Below are 26118 nucleotides of genomic sequence, written 5' to 3'. Positions count from 1 at the left end.
AGTCCGGTCCACCTCCTCGTCGCCGTACCGCCGTACATACAGCTAACTGCCCCGTAATGACCGCCGCCCAATCGCTTCGCCCAATCTCATCCCCGTACGCATACGCTGGCGGCACCATCTCGGAGACCCCGGAGTATCACGGTGCAATTTCACGATTCGATGATCAGTCTCGTTGGCAACACCCCGCTGGTGAGGCTGGGCCATGTGACGGCCGGCATCGAGGCGACGGTGCTGGCCAAGGTCGAGTACTTCAACCCCGGCGGTTCGGTGAAGGACCGCATCGCCCTGCGCATGATCGAGGCGGCCGAGGAGAGCGGCGCGCTCCGGCCCGGCGGCACGATCGTCGAGCCGACCAGCGGCAACACGGGCGTCGGCCTGGCGATCGTGGCGCAGCAGAAGGGTTACAAGTGCATCTTCGTCTGCCCGGACAAGGTGTCCACGGACAAGATCAACGTGCTGCGCGCCTACGGCGCCGAGGTCGTCGTCTGCCCGACGGCCGTTGACCCCGAGCACCCGGACTCCTACTACAACGTGTCCGACCGGCTGGTCCGCGAGACGCCGGGCGCCTGGAAGCCCGACCAGTACTCGAACCCGAACAACCCGCGCTCGCACTACGAGACCACCGGTCCCGAGCTGTGGCAGCAGACGGACGGGAAGATCACCCACTTCGTGGCCGGCGTGGGCACCGGCGGCACCATCACCGGCACCGGCCGCTATCTGAAGGAGGTCAGCGGCGGCTCGGTCAAGATCGTCGGTGCGGACCCGGAGGGATCGGTCTACTCCGGCGGCTCCGGACGCCCGTATCTGGTCGAGGGCGTCGGGGAGGACTTCTGGCCGAGCGCGTACGACAGCTCGGTCACGGACGAGATCATCGCCGTGTCCGACAAGGACTCCTTCCAGATGACCCGCCGGCTCGCCAAGGAGGAGGGCCTCCTCGTCGGTGGCTCCTGCGGCATGGCGGTCGTGGCGGCCCTGGAGGTCGCACAGCGGCTCGGCCCCGACGACGTGGTCGTCGTACTGCTGCCGGACAGCGGCCGCGGCTACCTCAGCAAGATCTTCAACGACGAGTGGATGGCCGACTACGGCTTCCTGGAGGACAGCGGCCCGTCCGCCCGGGTCGGGGACGTACTCGACCACAAGGAGGGCCCGATCCCCACGCTCGTTCACATGCACCCGGAGGAGACCGTCGGTGAGGCGATCGACGTGCTGCGCGAGTACGGCGTCTCGCAGATGCCGATCGTGAAGCCGGGCGCCGGTCACCCGGACGTCATGGCCGCCGAGGTCATCGGATCGGTCGTCGAACGGGAGCTGCTGAACGCGCTGTTCGCGCAGCGCGCTTCGCTCACCGACCCGCTGGAGAAGCACATGTCGCCGCCGCTGCCGCAGGTCGGCTCGGGTGAACCGGTCGAGGACCTGATGTCGGTGCTCAGCGGTCCGGATGCCGCGGACGCGGCGATCGTCCTGGTGGAGGGCAAGCCGAAGGGCGTCGTGAGCAGGCAGGACCTGCTGTCGTTCCTGGCGAAGGTCGCCGGTCCTAAGCAGTAGAACGGGAATCGGGCTTCGTGAAAACGGTACGAGCACGACACGTACCTGCAGCACCGGCTTAACACGGCTCCGGCACATTGATGGGTGTCGGCAGGGAAACCCGCCGGCACCCGAGACGGCGACACGGACTACGGAGCGGCTCCCGGACCTCCACCGTCGCCAGGACGCGATCAGCCGGCCCTGACCCGGACCCGCGTCCCTCGCAGGGACCGCCGTCGTCCCGCCCCCTGGGAAACCGGGGGTGCGGCGGTCCCTGCGACATGTCCGTGCGCGTCACGTGCGGCGTCACGCATGTCCGTCCGCTCCCTCCGACGCGCATCGGCACGGTTTCGCCCACCCCGGGCTCGACGCCCGCTCAGTCCTCCCACTCGGACTTCGTACGTGCCTCCGAGCGCCGGAACAGCGGCCGGCTGCGGGCGGCCTGGAAGGCGTTCACCCCGACGATCCCCAGCCAGGCCACGGCGAGCCCCTCGATACCGGCGTTCGCGACCCCGATCGCGGACAGCGGGATGGCCAGGATCAGCGAGATGATCCCGAACCCGAACCGTTCACCGAAGTTCCCCAGCGGCACCTGGGGCGCCCGGGCCCCTCGGGCGACCGTCACCTGCTGCTCGGCGAGGTGGCGCCGCACACGCTGGTCGAGCGTGACGTCGAGGCGCTGGTCGAGCTTCTCCAGGAACGAGTCGATGAGTGCGGACTCGTACTCGGGCCCCAGTTCGCTGCGGGCCTGCAGGGTGGCATTGAGCTCTTTCCTGAGCTCGGAGTCACGGGGTTCCATGTTCCAACGGTACGGAGCGAAGGGGGCCCGGCGCAGTGGGGCTAACCCCCCTGTCGGGGGTCGGGGCCGCACCGGGGCAGGGCCCTCGGCGGAGACGGTCCACGTGCCGATCGTGATGTCCTCGCCGTACGCGAAGCCCTTGCGGGTGGCGTACCGCGGACCGTGCGGAGCCGGGTGGACGACGGGACAGCCCTCAGGAAATCCAGCCCAGTTGGTGAATATCACCCATGTGAGTGAGCGGGGCGAGCGAGAGGCTGGAGGGGCCGGGAAGGGTACTTGCCCGGGTTCTTGAAAAGCCCTTTTGATGTCGTGTGCGACCGCGCCGCGGCCGGCCGGGTCGTGGACCACCGCGACCCGGTGGGCTGGGGAGCGGTCGGACTGTCGGACGCAGACGCGGGCGCCGGGCAGCTCTGCGAGCCGACCGCCCGGCCGCGCCGCAGAGGCCGGATCCACTCCGCGAACGTACGGGGCCGAGCCCCTGGCTCCGTCCGGCCTTCAGCGCCTCGCTACCAGTAGTGCCGCCGACCGCCCACCGCATGCCCGACGGCGCCCAGGATCCACAGAACAATGCCGATGATGACGAGCACGACACCGATCGTCCACAGGATCGAGATGCCTGCCACAAGGCCGATGACCAGCAGAATGACACCGAGGACGATCATGGCGTCCTCCCATCTCACGAGTCCTCCCAGTATGCGCCTGACGCCTCCGCCGTGCGATGCCGTCACGTGGACCGAGGGGCCGGGGCTCCGCCCGTAGGGTGACTTCCCGCGCATGTCGCCGGGGGAGTCCGGGGCCACCGGGCCCGGGCTGGTACCAGCAGGGAATGCCCAGGCGATCGCATCCGCAGCCCGACAGCACGGACCCCCGCGTGCCGCCCGAACGGCGACGGCACCGGATCCGCACCCCGCCACGCCGGGCGCCGCGCTCCGTCGCCCGCCCTGCGACCCGGACGCCGGGCTCGCAGCACGCGCCGCCCGGACGGTGGTCCGGGCCTCGCGTGAACGCCGCGTTGCAGACGGCCGCGGCCTATTCCTGGCGGATCCTCGTCGTGGGAGCCGTTGTGTACGGCGTCTTCTCGGCACTGGGGCGGTTCCACGAGGTCGCGTCGGCCGTGTTCCTCGGCCTGGTGGTCACCGCGATGCTGCTCCCGGTGGCGAATCTCCTGGCCCGCCTGCTGCCGCGGCCGCTCGCCGTCGCCGTGGCACTGATCGGCAGCATCGTCCTGGTCCTCGGCGTCCTCAGCCTCATCGGTGGGGTGGTCGCCGGAGAACGGGCGGGGCTGGAGCAGGAGTTCGGTGACGGTCTGGCCAGGATCGAGCGATGGCTGGAGGCGCCCCCGTTCCGGATGGACCCGAAGGCGCTCGAGGACCTCCGGGGCCGGATCGGGGAGTATCTGTCCAGTCATCGCTCCACCCTCATCAGCACGGCCCTCAGTGGCGTGGGCCGGCTGGTGGAGGTGGTGACGGTGTTCGTTCTCGCCCTGTTCTGCTCGGTCTTCTTCATCCACTCGGGCGACCGGCAGTGGGCCTGGTTCTGCAAGCAGCTTCCGGAGACGGCCCGGGACCGGGTGACGATCGTGGGCCGAGCGGCATGGGGGACGTTCACCGGGTACACCCATGGGATCGTGCTGGTGGCTGCCACCAACGCCGTACTCGTCGGGCTGGCCCTCTTCGCGCTCGGCGTACCCCTGGCGCTGCCCCTGGCGCTGCTGGAGTTCTTCGCCGCCTTCATCCCGTTGATCGGCTCGCCGATCGCCCTCGCCATCGCCGCGGTGGTGGCTCTGGCATCGAAGGGCCCGGTCGTGGCGGCCGTCGTCATCGCACTGATCGTGGTCATCGGCCAGATCGAGGGCCACCTGCTGCACCCGCTCGTGATGAGCTGGGCCGTCCGTCTGCACCCCGTGGTCGTCGCACTCGCGGTGATCGGCGGCGCCATCGCGGCGGGGGTGCTCGGCGCGGTGGTGGCCGTCCCGCTGGTGTCGGTGCTCTGGTCGGCCCATCAGGCCCTGCGCCGGGCACGCGCATCCACGCAGACGAAGGACTGAGCGGAGCGCAGGCCCGGCGCCGGACCCGGAGGGCGTCGACCGGGCTCAGGCCGCCGGGACCCGGTCCGCCGGCAGGATCGTGGCCGTGGGGACGTGGGTCGTGTCGCGGCGGGCGAGCAGCCAGTACAGCAGGGCCGGTACCAGCAGGCCGATCACCCAGGAGATGTCCGCGCCGCCCAGCGGCTCCACCAGCGGGCCGGTGTAGAAGCTCGTCGCCAGGAACGGGAGTTGGGCGGCGATGCCCACCGCGTACACCGTCAGCGCGTCCCAGCGCCAGGCGCCGTAACGGCCGGCCGGGTCGGACAGGGCCGGGATGTCGTACCGCTCGCGCGATATCAGGTAGTAGTCGACGAGGTTGATGGCCGACCACGGAGTGAAGAAGGTCAGCAGGAACAGCAGGAAGTCCTTGAACGAGGCGAGGAAGGTGTCCTTGCCGAGCAGGGCGACCGCCGTGCCCGCCACCATGATGACGGCGATGTACGCGGAACGGCCGCGCTGCGAGAGCGCCCGCTGCCCGCGGAAGCCGCTGATGCCGGTCACCATCGACATGAACCCGCCGTAGGTGTTCAGCACATTGATGGTCAGCTTGCCGAGCGCGATCACGAAGTAGAGCAGGGAGGCGATCAGCCCGGTGCCGCCCAGCTTGACGACGTAACTGACCTGGTCGTCGAGGAACGCCTCGCCCGCGGATGCCGCGACCAGTACGCCGAAGGCCATGGACCACTGGGAGCCGAGCGTCGTGCCGGACAGCGTCCACCAGAAGGTGGCGCGGGCGCTGGTGGTGCGCGGCAGGTAGCGCGAGTAGTCCGCGACGTAGGGCCCGAACGCCAGTTGCCAGGAGGCCGCGATCGACACCGCGAGCAGGAACATCGGCAGGTCGAACGCACGGTCGGCGAGGGCGGCGCCGAGGTCGATGCGGTCGAGCAGCCGGATGCCGAGATAGAGGAAGGCCAGCGCGCAGACCACACTGGCGACCCGGCCGAGGACGTGGACCACCCGGTAGCCGATCGCCGCCATCAGCGCGGTGACCGCGGCGAAGACGAGGATGCCGGGGGTCTGCCCGAGGTGGGTGAGCTCGCCGACCGCCTGGCCGGCCAGCACGCTGCCGCTGGCGAAGAAGCCGACGTACATCACGACCACGAGCAGCAGCGGCACGACGGCGCCCCGCACCCCGAACTGTGCCCGGCTGGAGATCATCTGGGGCAGGCCAAGCCGAGGACCCTGCGCCGAGTGCAGCGACATGACCGCGCCGCCGAGCAGATTGCCCACCAGCAGGCCGATCAGGGACCAGAAGGCGCCGCCTCCGAAGATGACCGCGAGCGCGCCGCTGACCACCGCGGTGATCTGGAGGTTCGCTCCGAGCCAGAGGGTGAACTGGGAGAACGCGGTGCCGTGCCGTTCGTCGTCCGGTACGACGTCGATCGAGCGGCGCTCGACGAGGGAGTCGGCCATGGGGATGCTCCTTCTGCTCTTACTTCTTGGTCAGGCCGTGCGCCGCGGCCCAGTCGTGCGCCACGTCCTCCGGGTCCTTCTTGTCCTTGTCCACGAGGCGGTTGAGCTCCGTGAGGTCCTTCGTGGTGAGCGTGGCGCCGAGGCGGGCCAGTGCCCTGCGGACCGTGGAGTCCGCCGCGCGGTCCGCGATCAGGGGGACCACGTGCTGGCCGGGGATCAGGTTCTTGGGGTCGGTGAGGACCACCCAGCCCTCGGCGGCGATGTCCGTGTCGGTGGTGAAGAGGTTGGCGACGTCGACGTCGCCCTTCTTCAGGGCGCCCTTGACCAGCGGGCCGGATGAGTCCAGCGACTTGAACTCCTTGAACTCGACTCCGTACACGTCCTTCAGACCGACTGCCCCGACCGCCCGCTTCTTCACCTCGGGGGCCGCGCCGATGACGAGCTTCCCGTTCTGCTTCGCGAGGTCGGCGAGGGAGGTGAGGCCGTACTTCTCGGCGGTCGCGGGAGTGACGACGAAGGCGTCCGAGTCCTCGGCCATGCCGTACGGGAGGATCTGGAGGCCTTTGGGGAGGGCGATGGCCAGGGCGTTCTGCATCTCGCCCTCCTCGGTGGCCTTCGCCTTCGGGTCGAGGTAGTGCAGGAGGGCGCCCTGGTATTCGGGGAGCAGGTCGATGTCCCCGCCCTCCAGGGCGGGGATGAGGATCTCGCGGGTGCCCAGGTTGGCCCGCACCGTCGTCTTCACCCCGGCGGCCCGCAGGGTCTCGGCGTACAGGTGGCCGAGCACCTGGTTCTCGGTGAAGTTGGCCGTGCCGATGGTGAGGCCGCCGGCGCTGGAGCCGCCGCCACTGCCGGCGTTCCCCTGGCCGTCGAGCGAGGTGATGCCGCTGCTGCAGGCTGCGAGGGCGGGGACGGCGGCCGCGGCGAGGAGGCCGCCGAGCAGGGAACGGCGGGTGGTGCTGTGGGACGTGCGGGTCATGGGGGGTCTCCTCAGGCGGTGCGGTGGCGGAAGAGGATGCGCTGCAGTCCGGACAGGGCCAGGTCCAGGGCGACGGCCACGACCGCCACCAGGACGGCGCCGCCCAGGACCTGGACCAGGTCGCGCTGGGCCAGACCGTCGAAGACGTAACGGCCGAGACCGCCGAAGCTGACGTACGCGGCGACCGTGGCGGTGGCGACGACCTGGATCAGGGCGAGGCGCAGGCCGGTCATGATCAGGGGGAGGGCGAGGGGGAGTTCCACCTGCCACAGGATCTGGTGGCCGCGCATGCCCTGGCCGCGGGCCGCGTCCTTCACCTCCGGGTCCACGGCCGTCATCCCGGCGTAGGTGTTGGTGACGATCGACGGGACGGCGAGGGCGACCAGTGCCACGTACACCGGGGTCATCGACAGACCGCTGGCCAGGAAGACCAGCACCACCAGACCGACTGTGGGGAGCGCCCGGCCGAACGACGAGAGGTTGATGGCCAGGAATGCGCCGCGCCCGGTGTGGCCGATGAGCAGGCCGATCGGGAGGGCGATCGCGGTCGCGATCAAGGTGGCGAGGAGTGAGTACTGGAGGTGCTCGGCGAGGCGGTGCGCGATGCCGTCCGGGCCCTGCCACTGTTCGGCGTCGGTCAGCCAGGTGCCGAGGTTCGCGAAGAGTTCGTACATCGGTCAGGCCCTCTGCTTCCGCTTCCAGGGGGTGAGCACGTACTGCACGGCCACCAGCGCCGCGTCCGCGATCAGCGCGAGCAGCAGGGTCAGGGCGATGCCGACGACCACCGGGGTCGGGAAGTTGCGCTGGAACCCGTCGGTGAAGAGCTGGCCGAGGCCGCCGTCGCCGATGTACGTGGCCACGCTGACCAGGGAGATCGACATGACCGTGGCGATCCGTACGCCCGCCATGATCACGGGGAGGGCGAGAGGCAGTTCGACGGTGAGCAGGATGCGCAGCGGGCGGGTGCCCATCGCCTTGGCGGCTTCCCTGGTGCGCGCCGGGACGGAGTCCAGGCCCTCGACGGTGTTGCGGAGGAGCACGACCAGTGTGTAGACGGTCAGGCCGATCACGGTGGTGGTGCGGGTCAGTCCGGACACCGGCAGAAGAAGGACGAAGACCGCGATGGACGGGATCGTGAAGAGGATGTTCGACAGGCCGAGGAGGAAGCCGCGCAGGGGGCGTACCCGGTGGGCCAGGACGGCCAGCGGAATCGAGATCAGCAGACCGAGGAGTACGGCGGTCAGGGCGGCCTGGAGGTGGGAGACGGTGAGGGTGGCGAGGTCGCTCGCGTGGTCGGAGATCCACGACCAGTCGATGGTCATGCGCTGCCCTTTCCGGCCGGGGCCGCCGCCGGCCGGGGGGGCCGCGACCGCTGCGGTGTGGGCGTCGCCCGCCCGGGCGTGGACGGCCTCGCGTGCGGTGACCCCGGTCAGTGCGCCCGTGTCGTCGACCCGGGCGATCAGGCCGGCCGGCGAGGCGACCGACTCGTTCAGCGCGGAGAGCAGCGAGTCCGTCTCGCGCAGCGGCCGTACGGGGAGGAGCGGGGCGTCGCCCGCCCGGCCCCGCGGCGTGGCTGCCGGGTCGAGCCAGCCGAGGGGCGCGCCCTCGGCGGAGACGACCAGCTGCCAGTCGGTACGCCCGGCGGGGGCGGTCTCGTCGGCCCGTATCGTCGCGGCCGCCTGCCGGGGAAGGTCCGCGAGTGTGCTCAGCGAGAGCAGTTTCAGGCCGCGTTCGGCGCCGAGGAAGTCGGCGACGAAGTCGTCGGCCGGGCGGGCCAGGAGTTCGGCGGGAGGTGCGCACTGCACCAGATGGCCGCCGGTGCGGAAGACGGCGATCCGGTCGCCGAGCCGTACCGCCTCGTCGATGTCGTGGGTGACGAAGACGATGGTCTTGTTCAGCTCCTGCTGGAGTCGGAGCAGCTCGTCCTGGAGCTGGGTCCGTACGACGGGGTCGACCGCGCCGAACGGCTCGTCCATCAGGAGCACCGGCGGGTCCGCGGCGAGGGCCCGGGCGACTCCGACGCGCTGCTGCTGGCCGCCGGAGAGCTGGTGCGGGTAGCGCTTGGCGGCCTCGGCGGGCAGTCCGACGGTCTCCAGCAGCTCGGCCGCGCGGGCCCGGGCGCGCTTGCGGCCGTGGCCGAGCAGCAGCGGGACCGTGGCGATGTTGTCCAGGATCGTGCGGTGCGGGAAGAGCCCGGCCTGCTGGATGACGTAACCGATGCCCCTGCGGAGCTCGGCGGCGTCCGCCTCGAGGATGTTCCTGCCGCCGAGTGTGATCGTTCCTGAGGTCGGGTCGACCATGCGGTTGATCATCCGGAGGGTGGTCGTCTTGCCGCAGCCGGAGGAGCCGACCAGGACGGTGATGCCGCCCTCCGGCATGGTGAGGCTGAGCTCATGGACTGCGGTGGTGCCGTTCGGGAATCGCTTGTTCACTGCGTCGAATTTGATCATCAGTCGTCCCTTGCCCCGGCTGCATATAGTCATGCAGAGTTCTTGCCAGCTGAATAGGTTGTCAATGCCTCGGGGTAAAACAGTGGTTACGGAAGCCCGAACCACGAGATGCAATGTCTGAATGAGGAGGGTTCGCGCATGATGTCGTCCCACATGATGGACTCCTCGCCCTTCGGTGGCTGGGCCGCGGACCATGCCGTCTCCGTCGTCGAGCTCGACGGCGAGACCCTCCCCGTCGCCGACGTCGTCCGGATCGCCCGCGGCACCGCCCGGCCCCTGCCCGGCATCGAGGCGATGAAGCGTGTCGACCGGTCCTGGGCCGCCGCCCGGGAGCTGGCCGCGACCGGGCGGGTGTACGGGCGCTCCACCGGGGTCGGCGCCAATCGCAACGAGGGCGTGCCCACCGAGGCCGCCGCCGATCACGGGCTGCGCCTGCTGCGCAGCCACGCCGGGGCCATCGGCGACCCGCTGCCCGCCCGCGAGGTCCGCGCCATGCTCGCCGTGCGCGCCAACCAGCTGCTCGCGGGCGGTGCCGGGCTGCGGCCCACCGTCGTCACCGCGCTCTGCGAGGCGCTGGAGGCCGGCGCGCACCCGGTGGTCAACGAGTTCGGTTCGGTCGGCACCGGTGACATCGCCGCCCTCGCCCAGGTCGGCCTCGCGCTCGTCGGGGAGCACCCCTGGCAGGGGCCCGGCGCCGCCCCCGAGCCCCAGGCGCTCGACAACAACGACGCCCTTGCCCTGATCAGCAGCAACGCCCTCACCCTCGGCCAGGCCGCCCTCGCACTCGATGAGCTGCGCCGGCTCGTCACCGCCACCGAAGCGGTTGCCGCGCTCTCGCTGCTAGCGGTCGACGGTTCGCACGAGGCGTACGCCGAACCGGTGCACGCCGCCCGACCGCACCCCGGCTCGTACCAGGTCGCGGCCCGGATGCGAGAGCTGATCGGCGCCCCCGACCGCCCGGGGCCGCCACTCGGCCGGATCCAGGACCCGTACGGCTTCCGCTGCGTGCCGCAGATCCACGGTCCCGCGCAGGACGCTGCGGACGCGCTCGAACGCGTCCTCGCCGTCGAGATCAACGCCGCCGCCGAGAACCCGCTGATCTGCCCGGACGCCGGTCTCAACGACAGCCCCGCCGCCTATCACCACGGCGGTTTCTACATGGCCCAACTCGCCCTGGCCCTCGATCACTTCAGGCTTGCGGTCACCCAGGTCGCCCGGCTGTCCACCTCTCGGCTTTCGGCGCTCAACGAGCCGTCCTTCACCCGGCTGCGGCCGTTCCTCGCGGACGGCGAACCCGCCTCCTCGGGCGTGATGATCCTGGAGTACGCGGCCGGGGCCGCCCTCGGTGATCTGCGGGCGTTCTCCGCGCCCGCCTCGCTGGGGCACGCCGTGCTCTCCCGGGGCGTCGAGGAGCAAGCCAGCTTCGCGTCGCTGGCCGCCCGTCAGACGCTGCGCGCCTGCAGCGCCTACCGGCAGGTCGTCGCCTGCGAACTCGTCTCCGCCGTCCGGGCGTTGCGCCTGCGCGACCTTCGGCCCGATCCTGAGCTTCCGGTCGGGCGGGCGTTCGCGCTGGCCGATTCGCTGCTCGACGCGGACCTCGCGGACCGGCCGCTCACCGATGATGTGAAGGCTGCGGCCGGGGAACTGCTCGACCGCTGCACGGACCTGTGGAACACCGGACTCACCGGAACGGGCCGGGACACCGGACCCGCCGGCACAAGGGGGACAGCATGAGCAGCGGGAGCAGCCCGGCCGCGCGGTTGCAGCAGCTCTTCGAGGGGCACCGGCTCACGCCGACCCAGCGGCGTATCGCGCACTCCATGGTGCGCAAGGCCGCTGACGTGCCCTTCCTGTCGAGCGTGGAACTCGCCGAGCTGGCCGGGGTCAGCCAGCCGTCCGTCACCCGGTTCGCCGTCGCGCTCGGGTTCGACGGGTATCCGGCGCTGCGCAGGCATCTGCGCGAGGTGGCTCCCGGAGCCGGTGAGGCGGCCGCGTCGGCCACCACCGACGACACGTACAACGAGTACCAGCAGGCCGTCCGCGCCGAGATCGAGAACCTGCAGCACCTCGCCGAACTGCTCGCCGACCCGGCGCCCGTCGAGCGGGCGGGACGGCTGCTCGCCGCGTCACGGCCGCTGCCCGTGCTCGGGCTGCGGGCCGCCTCCTCGCAGGCCCGTGGGTTCGGTTACTTCGCCGCCAAGGTCCACCCGGACGTGCGCGTGCTCGACGAGGGCGGCAGCATGCTGCGCGACCGCATCGACGCCGCGCGGCGGGCGGGGGCGAGCGCGCTGCTCTGCTTCGCGCTGCCGCGCCACCCGAAGGAGGTCGTGGAAGCGCTCGCGTACGCCCAGGAACAGGGACTGACCGTGGTGTCGGTCGCCGACTCGGCGTTCGCCCCGGTGGCCGGGCACAGCGATCTGCTGATTCCGGCGGCCGTCGGCACCGGGCTCGCCTTCGACACGGCCTGTGCGCCGATGCTGCTCGGGCGGGTGCTGCTGGAGGCGATGTGCGACGACCTGCCCGACGCCCAGGCGCGGCTGGAGGAGTTCGACGCGCGGGCGGCGGCGCGCGGGCTGTTCGCCGAGTGAGCACGGGGTTGCTGCCGACGGTGTGAGCCGATGGCGGCCAACCGGCCGTCGATTCTCAGGCGTTGCTCAGACGTTGCTCAGAAACAGTCATTAATCTGCGCCCACGGAACACAGGACCGATCTCAGTCGAGAAGGGTACGGACGTGGGGCGCGGAGCGCAGTCGCTGGCGAGGGTGGCCGTGATCGTACGGGCGGGAGCCGCACCGCTGTGGTGGCCGGGGCTGCTGGCCGCCGCCGTCGGTGTGCTCGTCCCGGGGCTCACCGGGCGGCGGATCGGACTGCTCGCCGGAGCGGCGCTCTTTCTGGTCACCGCGGCCGCGGTGGCGCTCGTACGGGGCCGGCGGTACGCGGCACTGGCCGGGGCCGCCACCCGGGCCGGGCGGACCGACTTCCTCCAGGACCGGGCCGTGACCGTACGCAACTGGCGGCGCGGGCACCGGTGGTGGCTGCTGGGGGCGTTTCTCGCGGCGGTCGCCTGCGGGTTCCTGCTGCCCGGGGCCGGTGGGCTGATGCTTGCGGGCGCGGGGGCCGGGCTCTGGCTCAAGGCGGTCCGGATCGGACAGCGGGAGCGCAAGGACGACGTCCTGTACTGGGTGCGCACCGACTGGGTGGCGAAGGGGCGGCCCGCGGGCAGGCAGGTCGCGGCCTACCGGACGACCGGACCGGTGGCGGGCGACGCCGCGCCCGGTGGGGCGCGGCGCCGCTGAGGGCGCCCTGCCGAGGTCAGACGTCCAGCTCGGCTTCGATGCGCTTCAGCTGGTGGCGGGCCATCGCCAGGTTGGCGCGGCCGGCGTCGAGCACCAGGTAGAGGAAGAGCCCGTTGGTGCCGCGCGCCTTGAGCAGCCGGATCAGGTGGTACTGGGCGCCGAGCGTGATCAGGATGTCTTCGATCTCGTCCTTGATGCCGAGGTGTTCCATGGTGCGGAGTTTGGCGCGTACGACATCGGTGTTGCCCGCGGCCGCGACGTCCAGGTTGAAGTCCTTGCCGCCGCCGAGTGTGCCCAGCGCCATGCCGCTGGTGTAGTCGACGAGAGCGACACCGAGGGTGCCCTCGATGGACGTCATTGCTTCCTTGAGTGCCGTTTCGGTGTTGGCCATGAGTGCTCGTTTCCTTTCCTTGCCGGCCGAGGTGACCGGCTCCGTTATCTGGCGCCCCTGGTGCGGACAGGGCTGGCGTTACGTGCGGTGCGGGAGGGGGCCGCCGGGCGGCGGGGTACGTGGGCGCGGCGCGTGCGGTGCGGGCGCGGGCTGCGGCATGCGTTGCAGTGCGGCATCGACCAGTTCGCCGATCCGGGTGCTCGTCCGGCGGCCTTCCAGGTGGAGCCGGCCGACGTTGATCCGGTCCTCGGCCAGGAGCGTGAGGACGGCGGACGAGCCCGCCGCATACGTGGCGACGTAGCCGGTCTCTCCTCGTACGAGCAGTTCGCGGAAGCCGCCCCGGCCGGTCGCCTCCGTCATCCGGAGCGCGACGCCGAGCGCGGCCGCGGTGAGTGCGGCGATGCCCTCCGCCTCCACGCCCGGGGTGTCCTGGGCCAGGACGAGTCCGTCGGTGCTGGCCGTGAGCGCGCCCGCGAGGAGCGGCACCCGGGCCCGCAGCCGCTGGAGTTCGGCCAGGACGTCCTGGACCTCGGCCTCGGGAACCATCAGTTGTCTCCTCCCGGCACGCTGTCTGAGCGCGCGAATCACAGGGCCTCCAATGCGTCTCTGAGCCGGCGCAGCAGGGCGACGTCGGGATCGGCCGTGACCTCGGGAAGCGTGATCCGGCCGGGCGCGGTGGCGGACGGGGCCGCCGTCTGCCGGACCGCTTCGACCAGCCCGGCCGCCGTGAGCCGCCGCAGGTCGACGAGGATGTGGAAGGCCGAGCGGCCCAGGTGCTGTGCGATGTCGGAGGCCGTACGCACGCCGTCCACCAGGTCGAGTACGCGGCGCCGGCGGGAGGGGACGGGGGCGTCGACGGGGTGGGCCGCCCGGACGAGCGGGGCGGTGTCGGTCGTCGCATGGGGCCAGATCCGGTCCAGCAGTTCCCGGCGCCGGAGCGTCTCACGCTGCACGGCATCGACGGGGACGGGGCGCACGGGACCGATCCAGTGCGAGACCCCGTAACGGAACCGGGCCGGGGTCCGGGAGGGTGCGAGGGCGAAGAAGGCGGCGTCGTACAACGCCCCTAAGTGGCAGAGCTCCAGTGCGCCGCCGGGTATCCGTCCGCTGTCCACGAGGTAGCGGCCGACCCGCTGCCCGGCGCCTGCCTGGGCGACTGCGTCCCACCAGCCGTCGCGGTGCACGGTGCCGCTCGTGGTGAGCAGGATGTCGATGCCCGGCGTCGCAGGGCTTTCGGCGTGTACGACCTGGCCGTCCGCGAGGTAGAGCGTGCCGCGGTCGCGCATCAGGGCGCCGGTGGCACGCTCGGCGGCGAGGCGCTGGAGCATGGGGGAGAGGGCGGAGGCTGCTCTCACAGGGGAGGCTCTCTCGGAAGGGGTTCTGTCGGGAAGTGTTCGTTCGGGCGCGGTGGTGCTCATGCCAGGACCAGCCGCTCCGCCATCTCGCTCAGCCGTATTCGGGCGAGCGCCAGGTTGCCGTCGGAGCGGTCGAGCCACAGATGCAGGAAGACACTGCTGTCGAAGGCCGTTTCGACGAATCGGAGGATGTGGTAGCCGGTGTGGGTGGTGACGATGACGTCCTCCACCGGTGGGGCCGCGTCCTTCTCGGCAACAGGGCTCTCTCCTGGACCTGTTGAGGTTTCCGGGGCGGAGAGGGCGAACGCGGGCTGCTCCGCCGCCATGCGCGCCACCTCGGCGGTCTCGGCCGCGGTAGCCTCGTGGTCGCCGTTGGGTGAGTCGCCGATGGTGCCTAGGGCGAGACCGCTCGTCCAGTCGACCACCGCGGCGCCTCGGGCGCCGGGCAGCCTCATGACCTCGAGCAGGCACTCGTCGATTCCGGGCACGCGGACTCCCTCCCGACAGGACGTGCGGCTGTGACTCCGAGGCTACGCAACGTGCTCGCGCCAGGTGGGCGTTCTGGCATTTTCCATTGGTACATGCGGAAGGCGGTCGGAATCGGTCGGCCCCGTTGTCGCTCCTGTCGCGTTCTGTCCGTGTTCGATGCCGCTCCCCGTCTCCGTGGCAGGTCTTTCGGGCGCGCCTGTTGACTACAAGTATTCAGGGCGACAGGATGTGAATAGAAGCATCACAGTCGCGAGGAGGCATTGCCATGTCAGGACCCCGCCCCGTACGGGCACCGCGCGGTACGGAACTGAGCGCCCTGGGATGGCAGCAGGAGGCCGCCCTGCGCATGCTCCAGAACAACCTCGACCCCGAGGTCGCCGAGCACCCCGACAAGCTCGTCGTCTACGGCGGCACGGGCAAGGCGGCCCGCGACTGGCGTTCGTACGACGCGATGGTGCGCACGCTGCAGACGCTCAAGCAGGACGAGACGATGCTCGTCCAGTCCGGGCGGCCGGTCGGTGTCATGCAGACCCACGAGTGGGCGCCGCGCGTCCTGATCGCCAACTCCAACCTGGTGGGCGACTGGGCGAACTGGGAGGAGTTCCGCCGCCTGGAGGCGCTCGGGCTCACCATGTACGGCCAGATGACCGCCGGGTCGTGGATCTACATCGGCACGCAGGGCATCCTGCAGGGCACGTACGAGACGTTCGCCGCCGTCGCCGCGAAGAAGTTCAACGGGACGCTGGCCGGCACGATCACCCTGACCGCCGGACTCGGCGGCATGGGCGGCGCCCAGCCGCTCGCCGTGACCATGAACGACGGCGTCGCGATCTGCATCGACTGCGACCCGCGCGCCATCGAGCGCCGCATCGAGCACCGCTACCTGGACGTGCGCGCCGACTCCCTGGAGCACGCGCTCCAGCTCGCCGTCGAGGCGCGCGACGCGCGCAAGCCGCTTTCCATCGGGCTGCTCGGCAACGCGGCGGAGCTGCTGCCCCGGATGCTCGCCGAGGGCGCCCCGATCGACATCGTCACCGACCAGACCAGCGCGCACGACCCGCTGGCGTACCTGCCGATCGGCGTCGACTTCGACGACATGGCCTCGTACGCCGCCGAGAAGCCCGCCGACTTCACCCAGCGGGCGCGCGAGGCGATGGCCAAGCACGTCGAGGCGATGGTCGGCTTCATGGACGCCGGGGCCGAGGTCTTCGACTACGGCAACTCGATCCGCGGCGAGGCCCAGCTCGCGGGCTACGACCGGGCGTTCGACTTCCCCGGGTTCGTCCCCGCGTACATCCGGCCGCTGTTCTGCGAGGGCAAGGGCCCGTTCCGCTGGGCCGCGCTGTCCGGTGAGGCGTCGGACATCCACAAGACCGACAAGGCGATGCTCGAACTCTTCCCCGAGAACGAGTCGCTGCACCGGTGGATCAAGATGGCCGGCGAACGCGTCCACTTCCAGGGACTGCCCGCCCGGATCTGCTGGCTCGGCTACGGCGAGCGGGACCGCGCCGGTGAGCGGTTCAACGACATGGTGGCGAGCGGTGAGCTGGCCGCGCCGCTGGCGATCGGCCGCGACCACCTCGACTGCGGTTCGGTGGCGTCCCCGTACCGCGAGACCGAGGCGATGCTCGACGGGTCCGACGCGATCGCGGACTGGCCGCTGCTGAACGCCATGGTCAACGTCGCGTCCGGTGCCTCCTGGGTCTCCATCCACCACGGTGGCGGAGTCGGGATGGGGCGCTCCATCCACGCGGGGCAGGTGACCGTGGCCGACGGCACGAAGCTGGCGGGCGAGAAGATCCGCCGGGTGCTGACGAACGACCCGGGCATGGGCGTCATCCGGCACGTCGACGCGGGGTACGACATCGCGGAGTCCGTCGCCGCGGACAAGGGCGTTCGGGTGCCGATGAGCGAGGGCGGGCAGTGACGGTGCCGGGTACGGGTTCCGTCGCACCCGATCATTCCGCTGCGCACGATCGCCCGCAGGCGTCCTTCCACACCATGTGGAAGGAGCTCGCTCCCCTCGGGCGGCACGCCGGGAGCGGTGGCTACCGGCGGTACGCCTGGACCGCTGCCGACCGTGACTGCCGCGACTGGTTCCGGACGCAGGCCGAAGCCCGTGGGCTCGTGTACGAGGCCGACCGGAACGGGAACCAGTGGGCGTGGCTCGGGGATCCGCTCGGTGACGACGCCGTCGTCACCGGGTCGCATCTCGACTCCGTGCCCGACGGCGGCGCCTTCGACGGTCCGCTCGGCGTGGTCTCCTCCTTCGCCGCGTTCGACGAACTCCGCCGCAGGGGAGCGGAGTTCACCCGGCCGTTCGCCATCACCAACTTCGGTGACGAGGAGGGGGCCCGGTTCGGGCTCGCCTGCGTCGGCTCCCGGCTCGCCGCCGGGCAGCTGACCGTCGAGAAGGCGCACCAGCTCCGCGACGGTGACGGGATCACGCTGCCGCAGGCCATGGAGGCGGCCGGCTACGACCCCGACGCCATCGGCCCGGACCCCGAACGGCTGGCCCGCATCGGTGCGTTCGTCGAGCTCCATGTCGAACAGGGGCGCTCCCTCGACCTCACCGGCGACCCGGTGGGCATCGCCTCCGCCATCTGGCCGCACGGCCGCTGGCGGTTCGACTTCCGGGGCGAGGCCAACCACGCGGGCACCACCCGGCTCGTCGACCGGCGCGACCCGATGCTCACGTACGCCGAGACCGTGCTGGCCGCCCGCCGCGAGGCACAGCTCGCCGGGGCTCTGGCCACCTTCGGCAAGATCGCCGTCGAGCCGAACGGGGTCAATGCCATCCCTTCCCTCGTCCGTGGCTGGCTCGACTCGCGCGCCGCCGACCAGGACACCCTCGACGCCGTCGTCACCGGCATCGAGCGGGCCGCCCGGGAGCACGCCGAGCGTGCGGGCATCGATCTCGACGTCGTACGGGAGTCCTTCACGCCCGTCGTGGAGTTCCAGCACACCCTGCGCGACGAACTGGGCAAGATCCTCGCGGGCAGCGGCAACAACGGCGGCGACGCGGGCCGCGCCGTGCCCGTCCTCGGAACCGGAGCCGGGCACGATGCGGGTATTTTGTCCGCTTCGGTGCCTACCGCCATGCTGTTCGTACGGAACCCCACCGGGATCTCGCACTCGCCGGCCGAATACGCCGCCGAGGACGACTGCGCGGCCGGGGTGATCGCACTCGCCGATGTACTGGAAGGCCTCGCGTGCAGCTGACAACGACAGCGACGGGGAAGATGCACGACACCGTGACGTTCTGGCTGTCTCACGCCTGGCTCGGCACCCATGTCGAGCCGGGCGTGGCCCTGGACGTCGCCGACGGGCGGATCGCCGGTGTCCGTACCGGCGTCGACGCCCCGCCGCCGGGTGCCACCGTGCTGCGCGGGCTCACCCTCCCCGGTCTCGCCAACACCCACTCGCACGCCTTCCACCGCGCCCTGCGCTCCACGGTCCAGGTCGGCTCCGGCACCTTCTGGACCTGGCGCGAGCTCATGTACCAGGTCTCGGCCCGGCTCACCCCCGAGTCGTACTACGACCTCGCCCGCGCCGTGTACGCGGAGATGGCGCTGGCCGGCATCACCTCGGTCGGCGAGTTCCACTATCTGCACCACGCGCCGGGCGGAGCCCCGTACAGCAACCCGAACGCGATGGGCGAGGCCCTGATCGCCGCCGCCGACGCGGCCGGCATCCGGATCACCCTGCTGGACACCGCCTATCTCGCCGCCGGCTTCGGGCAGGGCGCCGGCCAGTACCAGCAGCCCGACCAGCACCAGTTGCGATTCTCCGACACCACCGCCGAGGCCTGGGCCGAACGCGCCTCCCTCCTCAAGGGCACCGGCCACACCCTGATCGGCGCGGCCGTCCACTCCGTGCGCGCCGTGCCCGCCGGGCAGCTCGCCACCGTGGCCGCATGGGCCGAGGAACGGCAGGCGCCCCTCCACGTCCACCTCTCCGAACAGGTCGCGGAGAACGAGGCCTGCCAGGCCGCCCACGGCTGTTCCCCCACCCGGCTGCTCGCCGACCACGGGGTCCTCGGCGCACGCACCACCGGCGTCCACAACACGCACCTCAGCGCTGCGGACATCGCACTGCTCGGCGCCTCGGCCACCGGTACCTGCATGTGCCCGACCACCGAACGCGATCTCGCCGACGGGATCGGCCCCGCCGTCGCCCTTCAGCGTGCGGGCTCGCCGCTCTCCCTCGGCAGCGACAGCCACGCCGTGATCGACCTCTTCGAAGAGGCCCGCGCTATGGAGCTCAACGAGCGCCTGCGCACCCAGACCCGCGGTCACTGGACGGCAGCCGCGCTGCTGCGCGCCGCCACCGTCGACGGGCACGCCGCACTCGGCCGCCCGGACGCCGGCACCCTCGAACCGGGCGCCCTCGCCGACTTCACCACCGTCGCCCTGGACTCCGTCAGGACAGCGGGACCGGCGCCCCGACTGGCAGCAGAGGCAGCCGTATTCGCCGCCTCCGCCGCTGATGTGCGCCATACGGTCGTGGCAGGCCGGCACATCGTCCGCGACGGGCAGCACGCGCTCGTCGAGGACGTCCCCGCAGCACTCGCCTCGGCCATCTCAGCCCTGCACGGCTGACGCCGGACCACCGCAAGGAGAGCAGCCCCCCGATGACGACGACCGCCCTCACCAACATCGCCAGTCTGGTCACCAACGACCCCTCCCTCGGTGACAATTCCCCCCTGGGCCTGATCCTGGACGCGGCCGTCGTCATCGAGGGCGACCGCATCGTCTGGACCGGTGAGTCAAGCAAAGCACCCGCCACTGACAACGCCGTCGACGCGGGCGGCCGCGCGGTGATTCCGGGGTTCGTCGACTCCCACTCCCACCTTCTCTTCGCGGGCGACCGAACCCAGGAGTTCAACGCCCGGATGTCGGGCCGCCCCTACACCGCGGGCGGCATCAGGACCACGGTCGCCGCCACCCGCGCGGCCACCGACGACGAGCTCTCCGCCAACGTCGCCCGCTATCTCGGCGAGGCGCTCCGCCAGGGCACCACCACGTTCGAGACCAAGTCCGGTTACGGGCTCACCGTCGAGGACGAGGCCCGCGCCCTGCGCATCGCCGCCCGGCACACCGACGAGGTCACCTACCTCGGCGCCCACGTCGTGTCCCCCGACTACGCCGACGATCCCGCCGGATACGTCGACCTGGTCACCGGACCAATGCTCGACGCCTGTGCCCCGTACGCCCGTTGGGTCGACGTGTTCTGCGAGAAGGGTGCGTTCGACGGCGACCAGGCCCGCGCGATCCTCACCGCCGGCATGGCCAAGGGCCTGCATCCCCGGGTCCACGCCAACCAGCTCACCTACGGCCCCGGTGTCCAGCTCGCCGTCGAGCTGGACGCCGCCTCCGCCGACCACTGCACGCACCTCACCGACGCGGACGTCGACGCCCTCGCCCAGGGCAGCACCGTCGCCACACTGCTCCCCGGCGCCGAGTTCTCCACCCGCGCGAACTGGCCCGACGCCCGCCGCCTCCTCGACGCGGGCGCCACCGTCGCGCTCTCGACGGACTGCAACCCCGGCTCGTCGTTCACCTCCTCCATGCCCTTCTGCGTCGCACTCGCCGTCCGCGACATGGGCATGACCCCGGATGAGGCCGTCTGGTCCGCCACCGCGGGCGGCGCCGCGGCCCTGCGCCGCACGGACATCGGCCGGATCACCCCCGGCGCCCGCGCAGACCTGGCGCTCCTCGACGCCCCCAGCCATGTCCACCTCGCCTACCGGCCGGGGGTTCCCCTGGTGCAGGCGGTCTGGCAGCGCGGCGAACGCACGCTCTGACCGCGCGGACGGCACCTCAATCATGCGGAAGGACCTGCCCGTTGCCGGGGCAGGTCCTTCCGCATGAGGTCGCGCGAGGGCGCGGAACGTGCCGGGGCGTCACTCCTCCAGCGTCAGGCCCTTCCTGAGCCTGTTCAGTGTCCGGGAGAGCAGCCGCGAGACATGCATCTGGGAGATGCCGAGTTCCTCACCGATCTCCGACTGCGTCATATTGGCGACGAAGCGGAGCGAGAGGATCTTCCGGTCGCGTGCGGGCAGCGAGGCGATCAGCGGCTTCAGGGACTCGACGTACTCGATGCCTTCGAGTCCGTGGTCCTCGTAGCCGATCCGGTCGGCCAGCGCGCCCTCGGCGTCGTCCGCCTCCGGCTTGGCGTCGAGCGAGCTCGCGGTGTACGCGTTGCTCGCCGCCATGCCTTCGACGACCTCGTCGTCGGTGAGACCGAGGCGCTCGGCGAGTTCACTCACCGTGGGCGCCCGGTCGAGCCGCTGGGCGAGTTCGTCGCCCGCCTTGGCCAGGTCGAGCCGCAACTCCTGCAGTCGGCGCGGGACGCGCACGGACCAACTGGTGTCGCGGAAGAACCGCTTGATCTCGCCGATGATGGTCGGCATCGCGAACGTGGGGAACTCGACGCCCCTGCTCAGCTCGAACCGGTCGATCGCCTTGATCAGGCCGATCGTGCCGACCTGGACGATGTCCTCCATCGGTTCGCTGCGCGAGCGGAACCGGGAGGCGGCGAACTTGACCAGTGCCAGGTTCAGTTCGACGAGCGTGTTGCGTACGTACGCGTACTCGTGGGTGCCCTCTTCGAGGGACTCGAGCCGGGCGAAGAGCGTCTTCGACAGCGCTCTGGCGTCCAGCGGACCCACTTCGGAATACGGCGGGATCTCGGGAAGTCCCTGCAGTCCTTCGCCGGTGCTTCCGGTCCTGCCGGTGTCACTGCTGGTGCTGCCGGTGTTGCGTGTGCTGCTGCGCTGGCCCGGGACAGCGGCCGTGGCAGGGGAGTCTGATTCGGTCAGTCCCTGAGGACATGCCGACGTCGCGACGTGGGTACGCGGTTCGTCGAGCCGGGGTGACATGGTCTCCTCCATCGTTCTCGGCATATGGCTGCCGATGCCCATACGTGTTCCTGCGGTGAAGCGGCGCCTCCAAAGCCGGCCGTGTTTCGGGTGTCCTCCTACCCTTACCCGCTTCCGACGGTGAGTTACAACCACTAATTGAGAGTAAATGTCCGGTTTGTTGGGGTCTTTGGCTACCGCGTGGCGTACGGAACGCGTACTGTTTTACGAACGTCAGCGACAGCTGCACACGCAACCGCATGCGCAGTGACAGTCAGTGAGGCGTGCGGCGACGCAGGCAGTGACGAACGGTGAAGAGGGACAGGCATGGACCGCCGGACGGTCGGCAGTGCGAACCGGGGTCGACTTCAGGTCGAGACCCGGACCGAGGGGCGCAGTGAGGTCGTGACGCCGGTGGGTGAGCTCGATCACCACACCGCCGATCTGCTCCGTGAGCCTCTGGAGAGCGCGGTCGAGCAAGGGCGCGTGCGCCTGGTGGTCGACTGTTCGCGACTCGAGTTCTGTGATTCCACCGGGCTCAATGTGCTGCTCGGTGCCCGTCTCAAGGCGGAGGCGGCCGGGGGAGGGGTCCATTTGGCCGGAATGCTGCCGGTGGTGGCGAGGGTCTTCGAGATCACCGGGGCCGAGGCGGTCTTCACTGTCCACGACTCCCTGGAAGAGGCTCTGGACGCCTGATCGTGGCGTGTTTCATGACACCGGGCGGCCCGGGTGTTGCCCGAGTCACGCGAACCGCGCAGGCGAAGTGGGTGTTGTCACGATTCGGCCGGGCAGAAGAGAACCCGGCCGGTGCCGGGCGTCCCCTGGGCTTCGTATCCGGTCGGTGCCCGCATCTGTATGTGTATCTGTTCAATGGCGACATGGTGAATCGGTGAGGTGAAGCGCTGATGAGCACCACCCGGCAGCATCCGCCGGGCGACCTCGGCCGCGAGCCGGAGGGGGCGGGCGACGGCGTCGGCGTGCCCTCGGGCGAGCCGGTCGAGCGGCAGTGGCGCACGCTGCCGCTGCGGCAGGTCAGCGGCATCGTGCCGGCGGCCCGTGATTTCGCCCGCCAGGCCCTCCATGAATGGGGCTGGCTGCCCGCGTCGACCGCCGACCGCCGCGCGGCCGCCGAGGACGTCCTGCTGGTCGTCTCCGAACTGGTCACCAACGCCTGCCTGCACGCGGAAGGGCCCGAGGAGCTGCGCATCGCCTGCACCTCGAAGGTGCTGCGGGTGGAGGTTCTCGACGGCGGTGCCGGACAGCCCACCCCGCGCACCCCGCACCGCGCGGGGCGGCCCGGCGGGCACGGCATGTTCATCGTGCAACGGCTCTGCCTGGACTGGGGGGTCCTGCGTGTGCCCGGCGAACCGGGCAAGACTGTCTGGGCGGAGCTGGCCGCCCCCGCGTAGTCAGGGACCCGGCTCCGGCTCCGGACACCTGACTTCGCGTCCCGCAGGAGCGTGCCCGATCGGCGCGCTCTTTGTCTTCCCTCCACAAGGCCCCAGGCGTACCTTGAGCGCCCGATCTGATGTGTCGTCAGTAACTTGCGGCGATGTGATGCGTCGTGCGGCGACTACCGGCATGAGGGGAACTCGAGGTGTCGTACCCGAAGCGAACAGCTCTCGCGCTGGCGTCCGCGCTGGCCGGCTCGTTGGTGCTGCTGGCCGCGCCCGCCGCACACGCCACGGTCGTGGACGTCGACTACAAGTGCAAGACCCCGATCGGCGACAAGAGCGCCGTGTCGCCCATCGATATCAAGGGCGTCAAGAGCGGCAACGGCTACACGCTCACGATGTCCTTCCAGAAGGGTGTCTCGTCCAGCCCCGTAGAACTGGGCAAGGGCGCCATGAACCCCAGTGCGGTGATCCTGCTGGGCGGCGCCGAATCGGGCCAGGTCCGGGTCTCGGGACCGGCGAACGCCGCGGCCGTCCCGGCCAACACCCCCATCAAAATCAGTGACTTGACGGGCACGTACACCCCGAAGAAGAGCGGCAAGGTCACCTTCACCGCCGGGGTGCTCACCATCAAGGCGCTCGGCACGACCACGACCTGCACCCCGGGCAACAGCCCCAAGCCGTCGCTGGAGCTCGACGTGACGGCGGGGGGCGGCGTGCAGAGCTCATCGGACGGCGGCCAACTGCCGAAGACCGGTCCGCTCGACTCCGCGACGGCCCTCGGGATGCTCGGCGGCACGGTGCTGCTGACCGGCGCGGCCGGAGTGCTGTGGCTGACCCGGCGCGGGCAGCGGGCCACGGGCTGAGCCCGAACCGTCCCGGCCGCATCCGCGCACCGCACGTACGCACCAGGGAGCCCTGCCCATGACGTCGTTGACCGGTCACGCCGCCCGAGCCGTCCTCGCCCTTCTGCTGTGTGCGTTCGTCATGACCCCGGTGGCCGGTGCCGCCGGACGGACCGACAGCGCCGCGGACTGGACGGCTCGGCCCGCCGCGGGCGGCGCCGGGACCGGCAAGGACGACGGCAGACCGTACTTCTACCTGGAGGGCGCGCCCGGCACCGTGCTGCAGGACCGGCTCGCCGTCATCAACCCGGGCCGCACCCCGGTCACCGTACGGCTGCGCGGAGCCGACGCGTACAACGCCGGGGACGGCGACTTCGCCGTACGGGGATCGAAGAACTCCACCGGAGCCGGTGCCTGGCTGCGGCTCGCGGCGGACAGGGTGACCGTGCCCGCCCGTACCCGTGCCGACGTGCCGTTCTCCGTCACCGTGCCGATGACGGCGGTGCCCGGCGACCACCCCGGCGCGATCGTCGCCGAGAGCGCCGGCCGTTCGGTCGGCGTCCGCGTCCATCTGCGGGTCGGCGGGCCGGCCCTGGCCGCGCTCACCGTCGAGGACGTCACCGTGTCCGGCCGGACCATCCACTACACCCTCGTCAACCGCGGCAACACCGCCCTCGCCCCGCGCCTCGCCGTCGGCGCGGACGGGGTGTTCGGCACGCTGCTGCGGCGCGAGGCCCGGACCCTGCCGGTGGAACTGCTGCCCGGACAGCGGGTGAAGCTCACCGAACCGTGGCGGGACGTCCCCGCACTCGACTCCGTCACCGTACGGCTGCGGGTCAGCGCCGAGGGCGGCGTGCACAGCGAGGCGGTGGCCTCAGCGGTCTTCGTCCCCTGGGCGCCGGTCACCGGCGGCGCACTGCTGGTCCTCGCCGCGACCGCCTTCGGCGCGTACGGGTACCGGCTCGGGCACAGACAGCGGCGACCGCCGGGCGACGCGAGCCCGCGATCGCGATCCACGTCGGACGAAAGGCACTTGGTGCAGGCGGGAGCGGACACGTGAGAGGACACACCGGAGCCGCGGAACGACGGACGGCCGACCCCGTGCGGCGACGGACCGGAGCGGCATTCCTTCCGCCGGGAAGCCTCCGCTGGTTCGCCGCACTGCTCGTCGCCCTGCTGCCCGCGCTGCTGTTCCCGCCCGCAGCAGGTGCCCGCGCGGCGGACGGCCGGCCTACGGTCACCCTGTCGCAACAGCAGGCGGGCAAGGGCGGTGAGATCACCGTCAAGGGCAGCGGCTGGCGGCCCCACGCCCTGCTGATGATGCTGATCTGCGGGCAGTCCGCACCGGGCAGGGGCGTCATCGGCGGCACCAACTCCTGCTCCAACGCCGACGGACGCGCCGTCACCACGGACGCCAAGGGCACCTTCAGCAAGAAGATGCCGGTCGCCGAGCCGCCCGAACCGTGCCCGTGCGTGGTGCATGTCGCGACGGTCACCGGGGAACAGGCCCTCGCGGATGCCGTGTTCGTCGTCGCGGGCCACCCGGTCGCCCCACTGCCGAAGCAGACCGACGGCGGGAAGCTCGCCGTGCTGGCCGCCACCCGGCTGGAAGGCGACAGCGGGATCCTCACCTGGTTCGGTGCCCCACCCGCCCGCAAGCTCGTGTTCACCGTCGGCAACCTCGGCTCGGCACCCGTCAAGGACCCGGTCTTCGAGGTCGGCACGGCCCACGGGGTCTTCGCGCCGCAGTGGGAGGAGCAGCAGTGGCGCGGCACCGTGGCGCCCGGGCGCAGGGCGCAGATCGAACTTCCGGTCGAGCTGGCGACGGGCGCGCACGGCGACTACCGGATCTCCCTGCGGTACGGGACGAAGGTGCTGGCCGAACAGCCGTGGAGGGTGGGCCGTCCCTGGGGCGTCACCCTCTTCTGGATCCTGCTCTGCGTCGTCGTGCCGGCCGCCGTGTTCAGGATCGGCATGGCGATCGTCGACAAGGTCCGGCCCCGCACGCCGTACGCCTCGGTCCGGCCCGGACGCCATCGCCACCCGCAGCTCACCGAGGTGACCGCGAAGCTTCCGAGGCTGCGCCGGGCACCGGGCACCATCCCCGTGCATCCCGCGACGGCGCCCCTGCCAGGACGCACCGGGCCTGCTGCGGGCACGGCAGCGCTGCCGTGGTTCACACCGGAATCCGCACCGTCAGAGAACAGACCCACGACGAAGGGACATTCGTGAGCACCCA

The 26118-nt window shown here is 71.2% G+C and carries 25 protein-coding genes and 1 pseudogene; 14 read left to right on the top strand and 12 right to left on the bottom strand.

Going from position 1 to position 26118, the window contains the following annotated elements; translation table 11 throughout:
* The first annotated feature begins 141 nt into the window (after nt 1–141).
* Nucleotides 142–1545 (top strand): cystathionine beta-synthase, encoded by a 1404-nt coding sequence (locus LRD69_RS12040; protein WP_277326565.1) that lies wholly within the window; start codon nt 142–144, stop codon nt 1543–1545.
* Between the two features lie 355 nt (nt 1546–1900).
* On the opposite strand, the gene LRD69_RS12035 is transcribed toward LRD69_RS12040, so the two are convergent.
* Together LRD69_RS12035 and LRD69_RS12030 are read right to left on the bottom strand one after the other, a co-directional pair.
* Entirely contained in the window at nt 1901–2323 is a 423-nt protein-coding gene (locus tag LRD69_RS12035) for a hypothetical protein (protein ID WP_277326564.1), read from the bottom strand.
* Between the two features lie 506 nt (nt 2324–2829).
* Nucleotides 2830–2985, bottom strand: a complete 156-nt coding sequence (locus LRD69_RS12030) for a DUF6131 family protein (RefSeq protein WP_277329706.1) — start codon at nt 2983–2985, stop codon at nt 2830–2832.
* Nucleotides 2986–3323: 338 nt separating this feature from the next.
* On the opposite strand from LRD69_RS12030, the gene LRD69_RS12025 reads away from it, so the two are divergent.
* Complete coding sequence (locus tag LRD69_RS12025; RefSeq protein WP_277326563.1) at nt 3324–4370, top strand: AI-2E family transporter; 1047 nt, start codon at nt 3324–3326, stop codon at nt 4368–4370.
* A gap of 45 nt (nt 4371–4415) precedes the next feature.
* On the opposite strand, the gene LRD69_RS12020 is transcribed toward LRD69_RS12025, so the two are convergent.
* From LRD69_RS12020 to LRD69_RS12000, 5 genes and pseudogenes are all read right to left on the bottom strand, one after another.
* Nucleotides 4416–5822, bottom strand: coding sequence for a cytosine permease (locus LRD69_RS12020; RefSeq protein WP_277326562.1), 1407 nt, complete (start codon nt 5820–5822; stop codon nt 4416–4418).
* A 19-nt stretch (nt 5823–5841) separates the two neighbouring features.
* The gene (locus LRD69_RS12015) at nt 5842–6798 is read right to left on the bottom strand and encodes an ABC transporter substrate-binding protein (RefSeq protein WP_277326561.1); all 957 of its coding nucleotides are present in this window, start codon (nt 6796–6798) and stop codon (nt 5842–5844) included.
* A gap of 11 nt (nt 6799–6809) precedes the next feature.
* On the bottom strand, nt 6810–7472 hold the full coding sequence (locus LRD69_RS12010; protein ID WP_277326560.1) for an ABC transporter permease: 663 nt from the start codon (nt 7470–7472) through the stop codon (nt 6810–6812).
* 3 nt (nt 7473–7475) lie between these two features.
* Nucleotides 7476–8120 carry an ABC transporter permease gene (locus tag LRD69_RS12005; RefSeq protein ID WP_277329705.1) on the bottom strand — a complete coding sequence of 215 codons (645 nt, stop codon included), beginning with the start codon at nt 8118–8120 and terminating at the stop codon, nt 7476–7478.
* 39 nt (nt 8121–8159) lie between these two features.
* Nucleotides 8160–9248: pseudogene (locus LRD69_RS12000) on the bottom strand (ABC transporter ATP-binding protein); the annotation flags it as partial.
* Nucleotides 9249–9389: 141 nt separating this feature from the next.
* On the opposite strand from LRD69_RS12000, the gene LRD69_RS11995 reads away from it, so the two are divergent.
* The 3 genes from LRD69_RS11995 (at nt 9390) to LRD69_RS11985 (ending at nt 12543) form a co-directional block, all read left to right on the top strand.
* Nucleotides 9390–10982, top strand: coding sequence for an aromatic amino acid ammonia-lyase (locus LRD69_RS11995; RefSeq protein ID WP_277329704.1), 1593 nt, complete (start codon nt 9390–9392; stop codon nt 10980–10982).
* Complete coding sequence (locus tag LRD69_RS11990) at nt 10979–11836, top strand: MurR/RpiR family transcriptional regulator (protein WP_277326559.1); 858 nt, start codon at nt 10979–10981, stop codon at nt 11834–11836. The genes LRD69_RS11995 and LRD69_RS11990 overlap by 4 nt, the downstream gene beginning before the upstream one ends.
* Nucleotides 11837–11979: 143 nt before the next feature.
* A complete protein-coding gene (locus LRD69_RS11985; RefSeq protein WP_277326558.1) occupies nt 11980–12543 on the top strand; it encodes a hypothetical protein in 564 nt (187 codons plus the stop codon).
* 16 nt (nt 12544–12559) lie between these two features.
* Here the strand turns inward: LRD69_RS11985 and LRD69_RS11980 are convergent, their stop codons facing one another.
* From LRD69_RS11980 to LRD69_RS11965, 4 genes are all read right to left on the bottom strand, one after another.
* Nucleotides 12560–12934, bottom strand: coding sequence for a hypothetical protein (locus LRD69_RS11980; protein WP_277326557.1), 375 nt, complete (start codon nt 12932–12934; stop codon nt 12560–12562).
* A 78-nt stretch (nt 12935–13012) separates the two neighbouring features.
* The gene (locus LRD69_RS11975; protein WP_277326556.1) at nt 13013–13480 is read right to left on the bottom strand and encodes a roadblock/LC7 domain-containing protein; all 468 of its coding nucleotides are present in this window, start codon (nt 13478–13480) and stop codon (nt 13013–13015) included.
* 38 nt (nt 13481–13518) lie between these two features.
* Nucleotides 13519–14262, bottom strand: coding sequence for a helix-turn-helix domain-containing protein (locus LRD69_RS11970; protein ID WP_277329703.1), 744 nt, complete (start codon nt 14260–14262; stop codon nt 13519–13521).
* Nucleotides 14263–14348: 86 nt separating this feature from the next.
* Nucleotides 14349–14777: a hypothetical protein gene (locus LRD69_RS11965; RefSeq protein ID WP_277326555.1), complete on the bottom strand. Its 429-nt coding sequence runs from the start codon at nt 14775–14777 to the stop codon at nt 14349–14351.
* A gap of 266 nt (nt 14778–15043) precedes the next feature.
* Between LRD69_RS11965 and hutU the strand changes: the two genes are divergently transcribed.
* The 4 genes from hutU (at nt 15044) to hutI (ending at nt 20584) form a co-directional block, all read left to right on the top strand.
* On the top strand, nt 15044–16705 hold the full coding sequence (gene hutU, locus LRD69_RS11960; protein WP_277326554.1) for a urocanate hydratase: 1662 nt from the start codon (nt 15044–15046) through the stop codon (nt 16703–16705).
* Nucleotides 16706–16779: 74 nt separating this feature from the next.
* Nucleotides 16780–18000, top strand: a complete 1221-nt coding sequence (locus LRD69_RS11955; protein ID WP_277326553.1) for an allantoate amidohydrolase — start codon at nt 16780–16782, stop codon at nt 17998–18000.
* A gap of 20 nt (nt 18001–18020) precedes the next feature.
* Complete coding sequence (locus LRD69_RS11950; RefSeq protein ID WP_277329702.1) at nt 18021–19379, top strand: formimidoylglutamate deiminase; 1359 nt, start codon at nt 18021–18023, stop codon at nt 19377–19379.
* Between the two features lie 32 nt (nt 19380–19411).
* The gene (gene hutI, locus LRD69_RS11945; protein ID WP_277326552.1) at nt 19412–20584 is read left to right on the top strand and encodes an imidazolonepropionase; all 1173 of its coding nucleotides are present in this window, start codon (nt 19412–19414) and stop codon (nt 20582–20584) included.
* A gap of 99 nt (nt 20585–20683) precedes the next feature.
* On the opposite strand, the gene LRD69_RS11940 is transcribed toward hutI, so the two are convergent.
* Nucleotides 20684–21661 carry an RNA polymerase sigma factor SigF gene (locus LRD69_RS11940; protein WP_277329701.1) on the bottom strand — a complete coding sequence of 326 codons (978 nt, stop codon included), beginning with the start codon at nt 21659–21661 and terminating at the stop codon, nt 20684–20686.
* A gap of 306 nt (nt 21662–21967) precedes the next feature.
* Between LRD69_RS11940 and LRD69_RS11935 the strand changes: the two genes are divergently transcribed.
* From LRD69_RS11935 to LRD69_RS11915, 5 genes are all read left to right on the top strand, one after another.
* Nucleotides 21968–22336 (top strand): STAS domain-containing protein, encoded by a 369-nt coding sequence (locus tag LRD69_RS11935; protein WP_277326551.1) that lies wholly within the window; start codon nt 21968–21970, stop codon nt 22334–22336.
* Nucleotides 22337–22545: 209 nt separating this feature from the next.
* Nucleotides 22546–23049 carry an ATP-binding protein gene (locus LRD69_RS11930; protein ID WP_277326550.1) on the top strand — a complete coding sequence of 168 codons (504 nt, stop codon included), beginning with the start codon at nt 22546–22548 and terminating at the stop codon, nt 23047–23049.
* Nucleotides 23050–23237: 188 nt separating this feature from the next.
* A complete protein-coding gene (locus tag LRD69_RS11925) occupies nt 23238–23900 on the top strand; it encodes a peptidase (RefSeq protein WP_277326549.1) in 663 nt (220 codons plus the stop codon).
* A gap of 121 nt (nt 23901–24021) precedes the next feature.
* Nucleotides 24022–24939, top strand: a complete 918-nt coding sequence (locus LRD69_RS11920) for a hypothetical protein (RefSeq protein WP_277329700.1) — start codon at nt 24022–24024, stop codon at nt 24937–24939.
* A 101-nt stretch (nt 24940–25040) separates the two neighbouring features.
* Nucleotides 25041–26111: a hypothetical protein gene (locus tag LRD69_RS11915; protein WP_277329699.1), complete on the top strand. Its 1071-nt coding sequence runs from the start codon at nt 25041–25043 to the stop codon at nt 26109–26111.
* Nucleotides 26112–26118: the final 7 nt, after the last annotated feature.

It is taken from the genome of Streptomyces sp. JH14, assembly GCF_029428675.1.
Lineage (GTDB): Bacteria > Actinomycetota > Actinomycetes > Streptomycetales > Streptomycetaceae > Streptomyces.
This window is presented reverse-complemented; position numbering and strand designations above follow the sequence as displayed.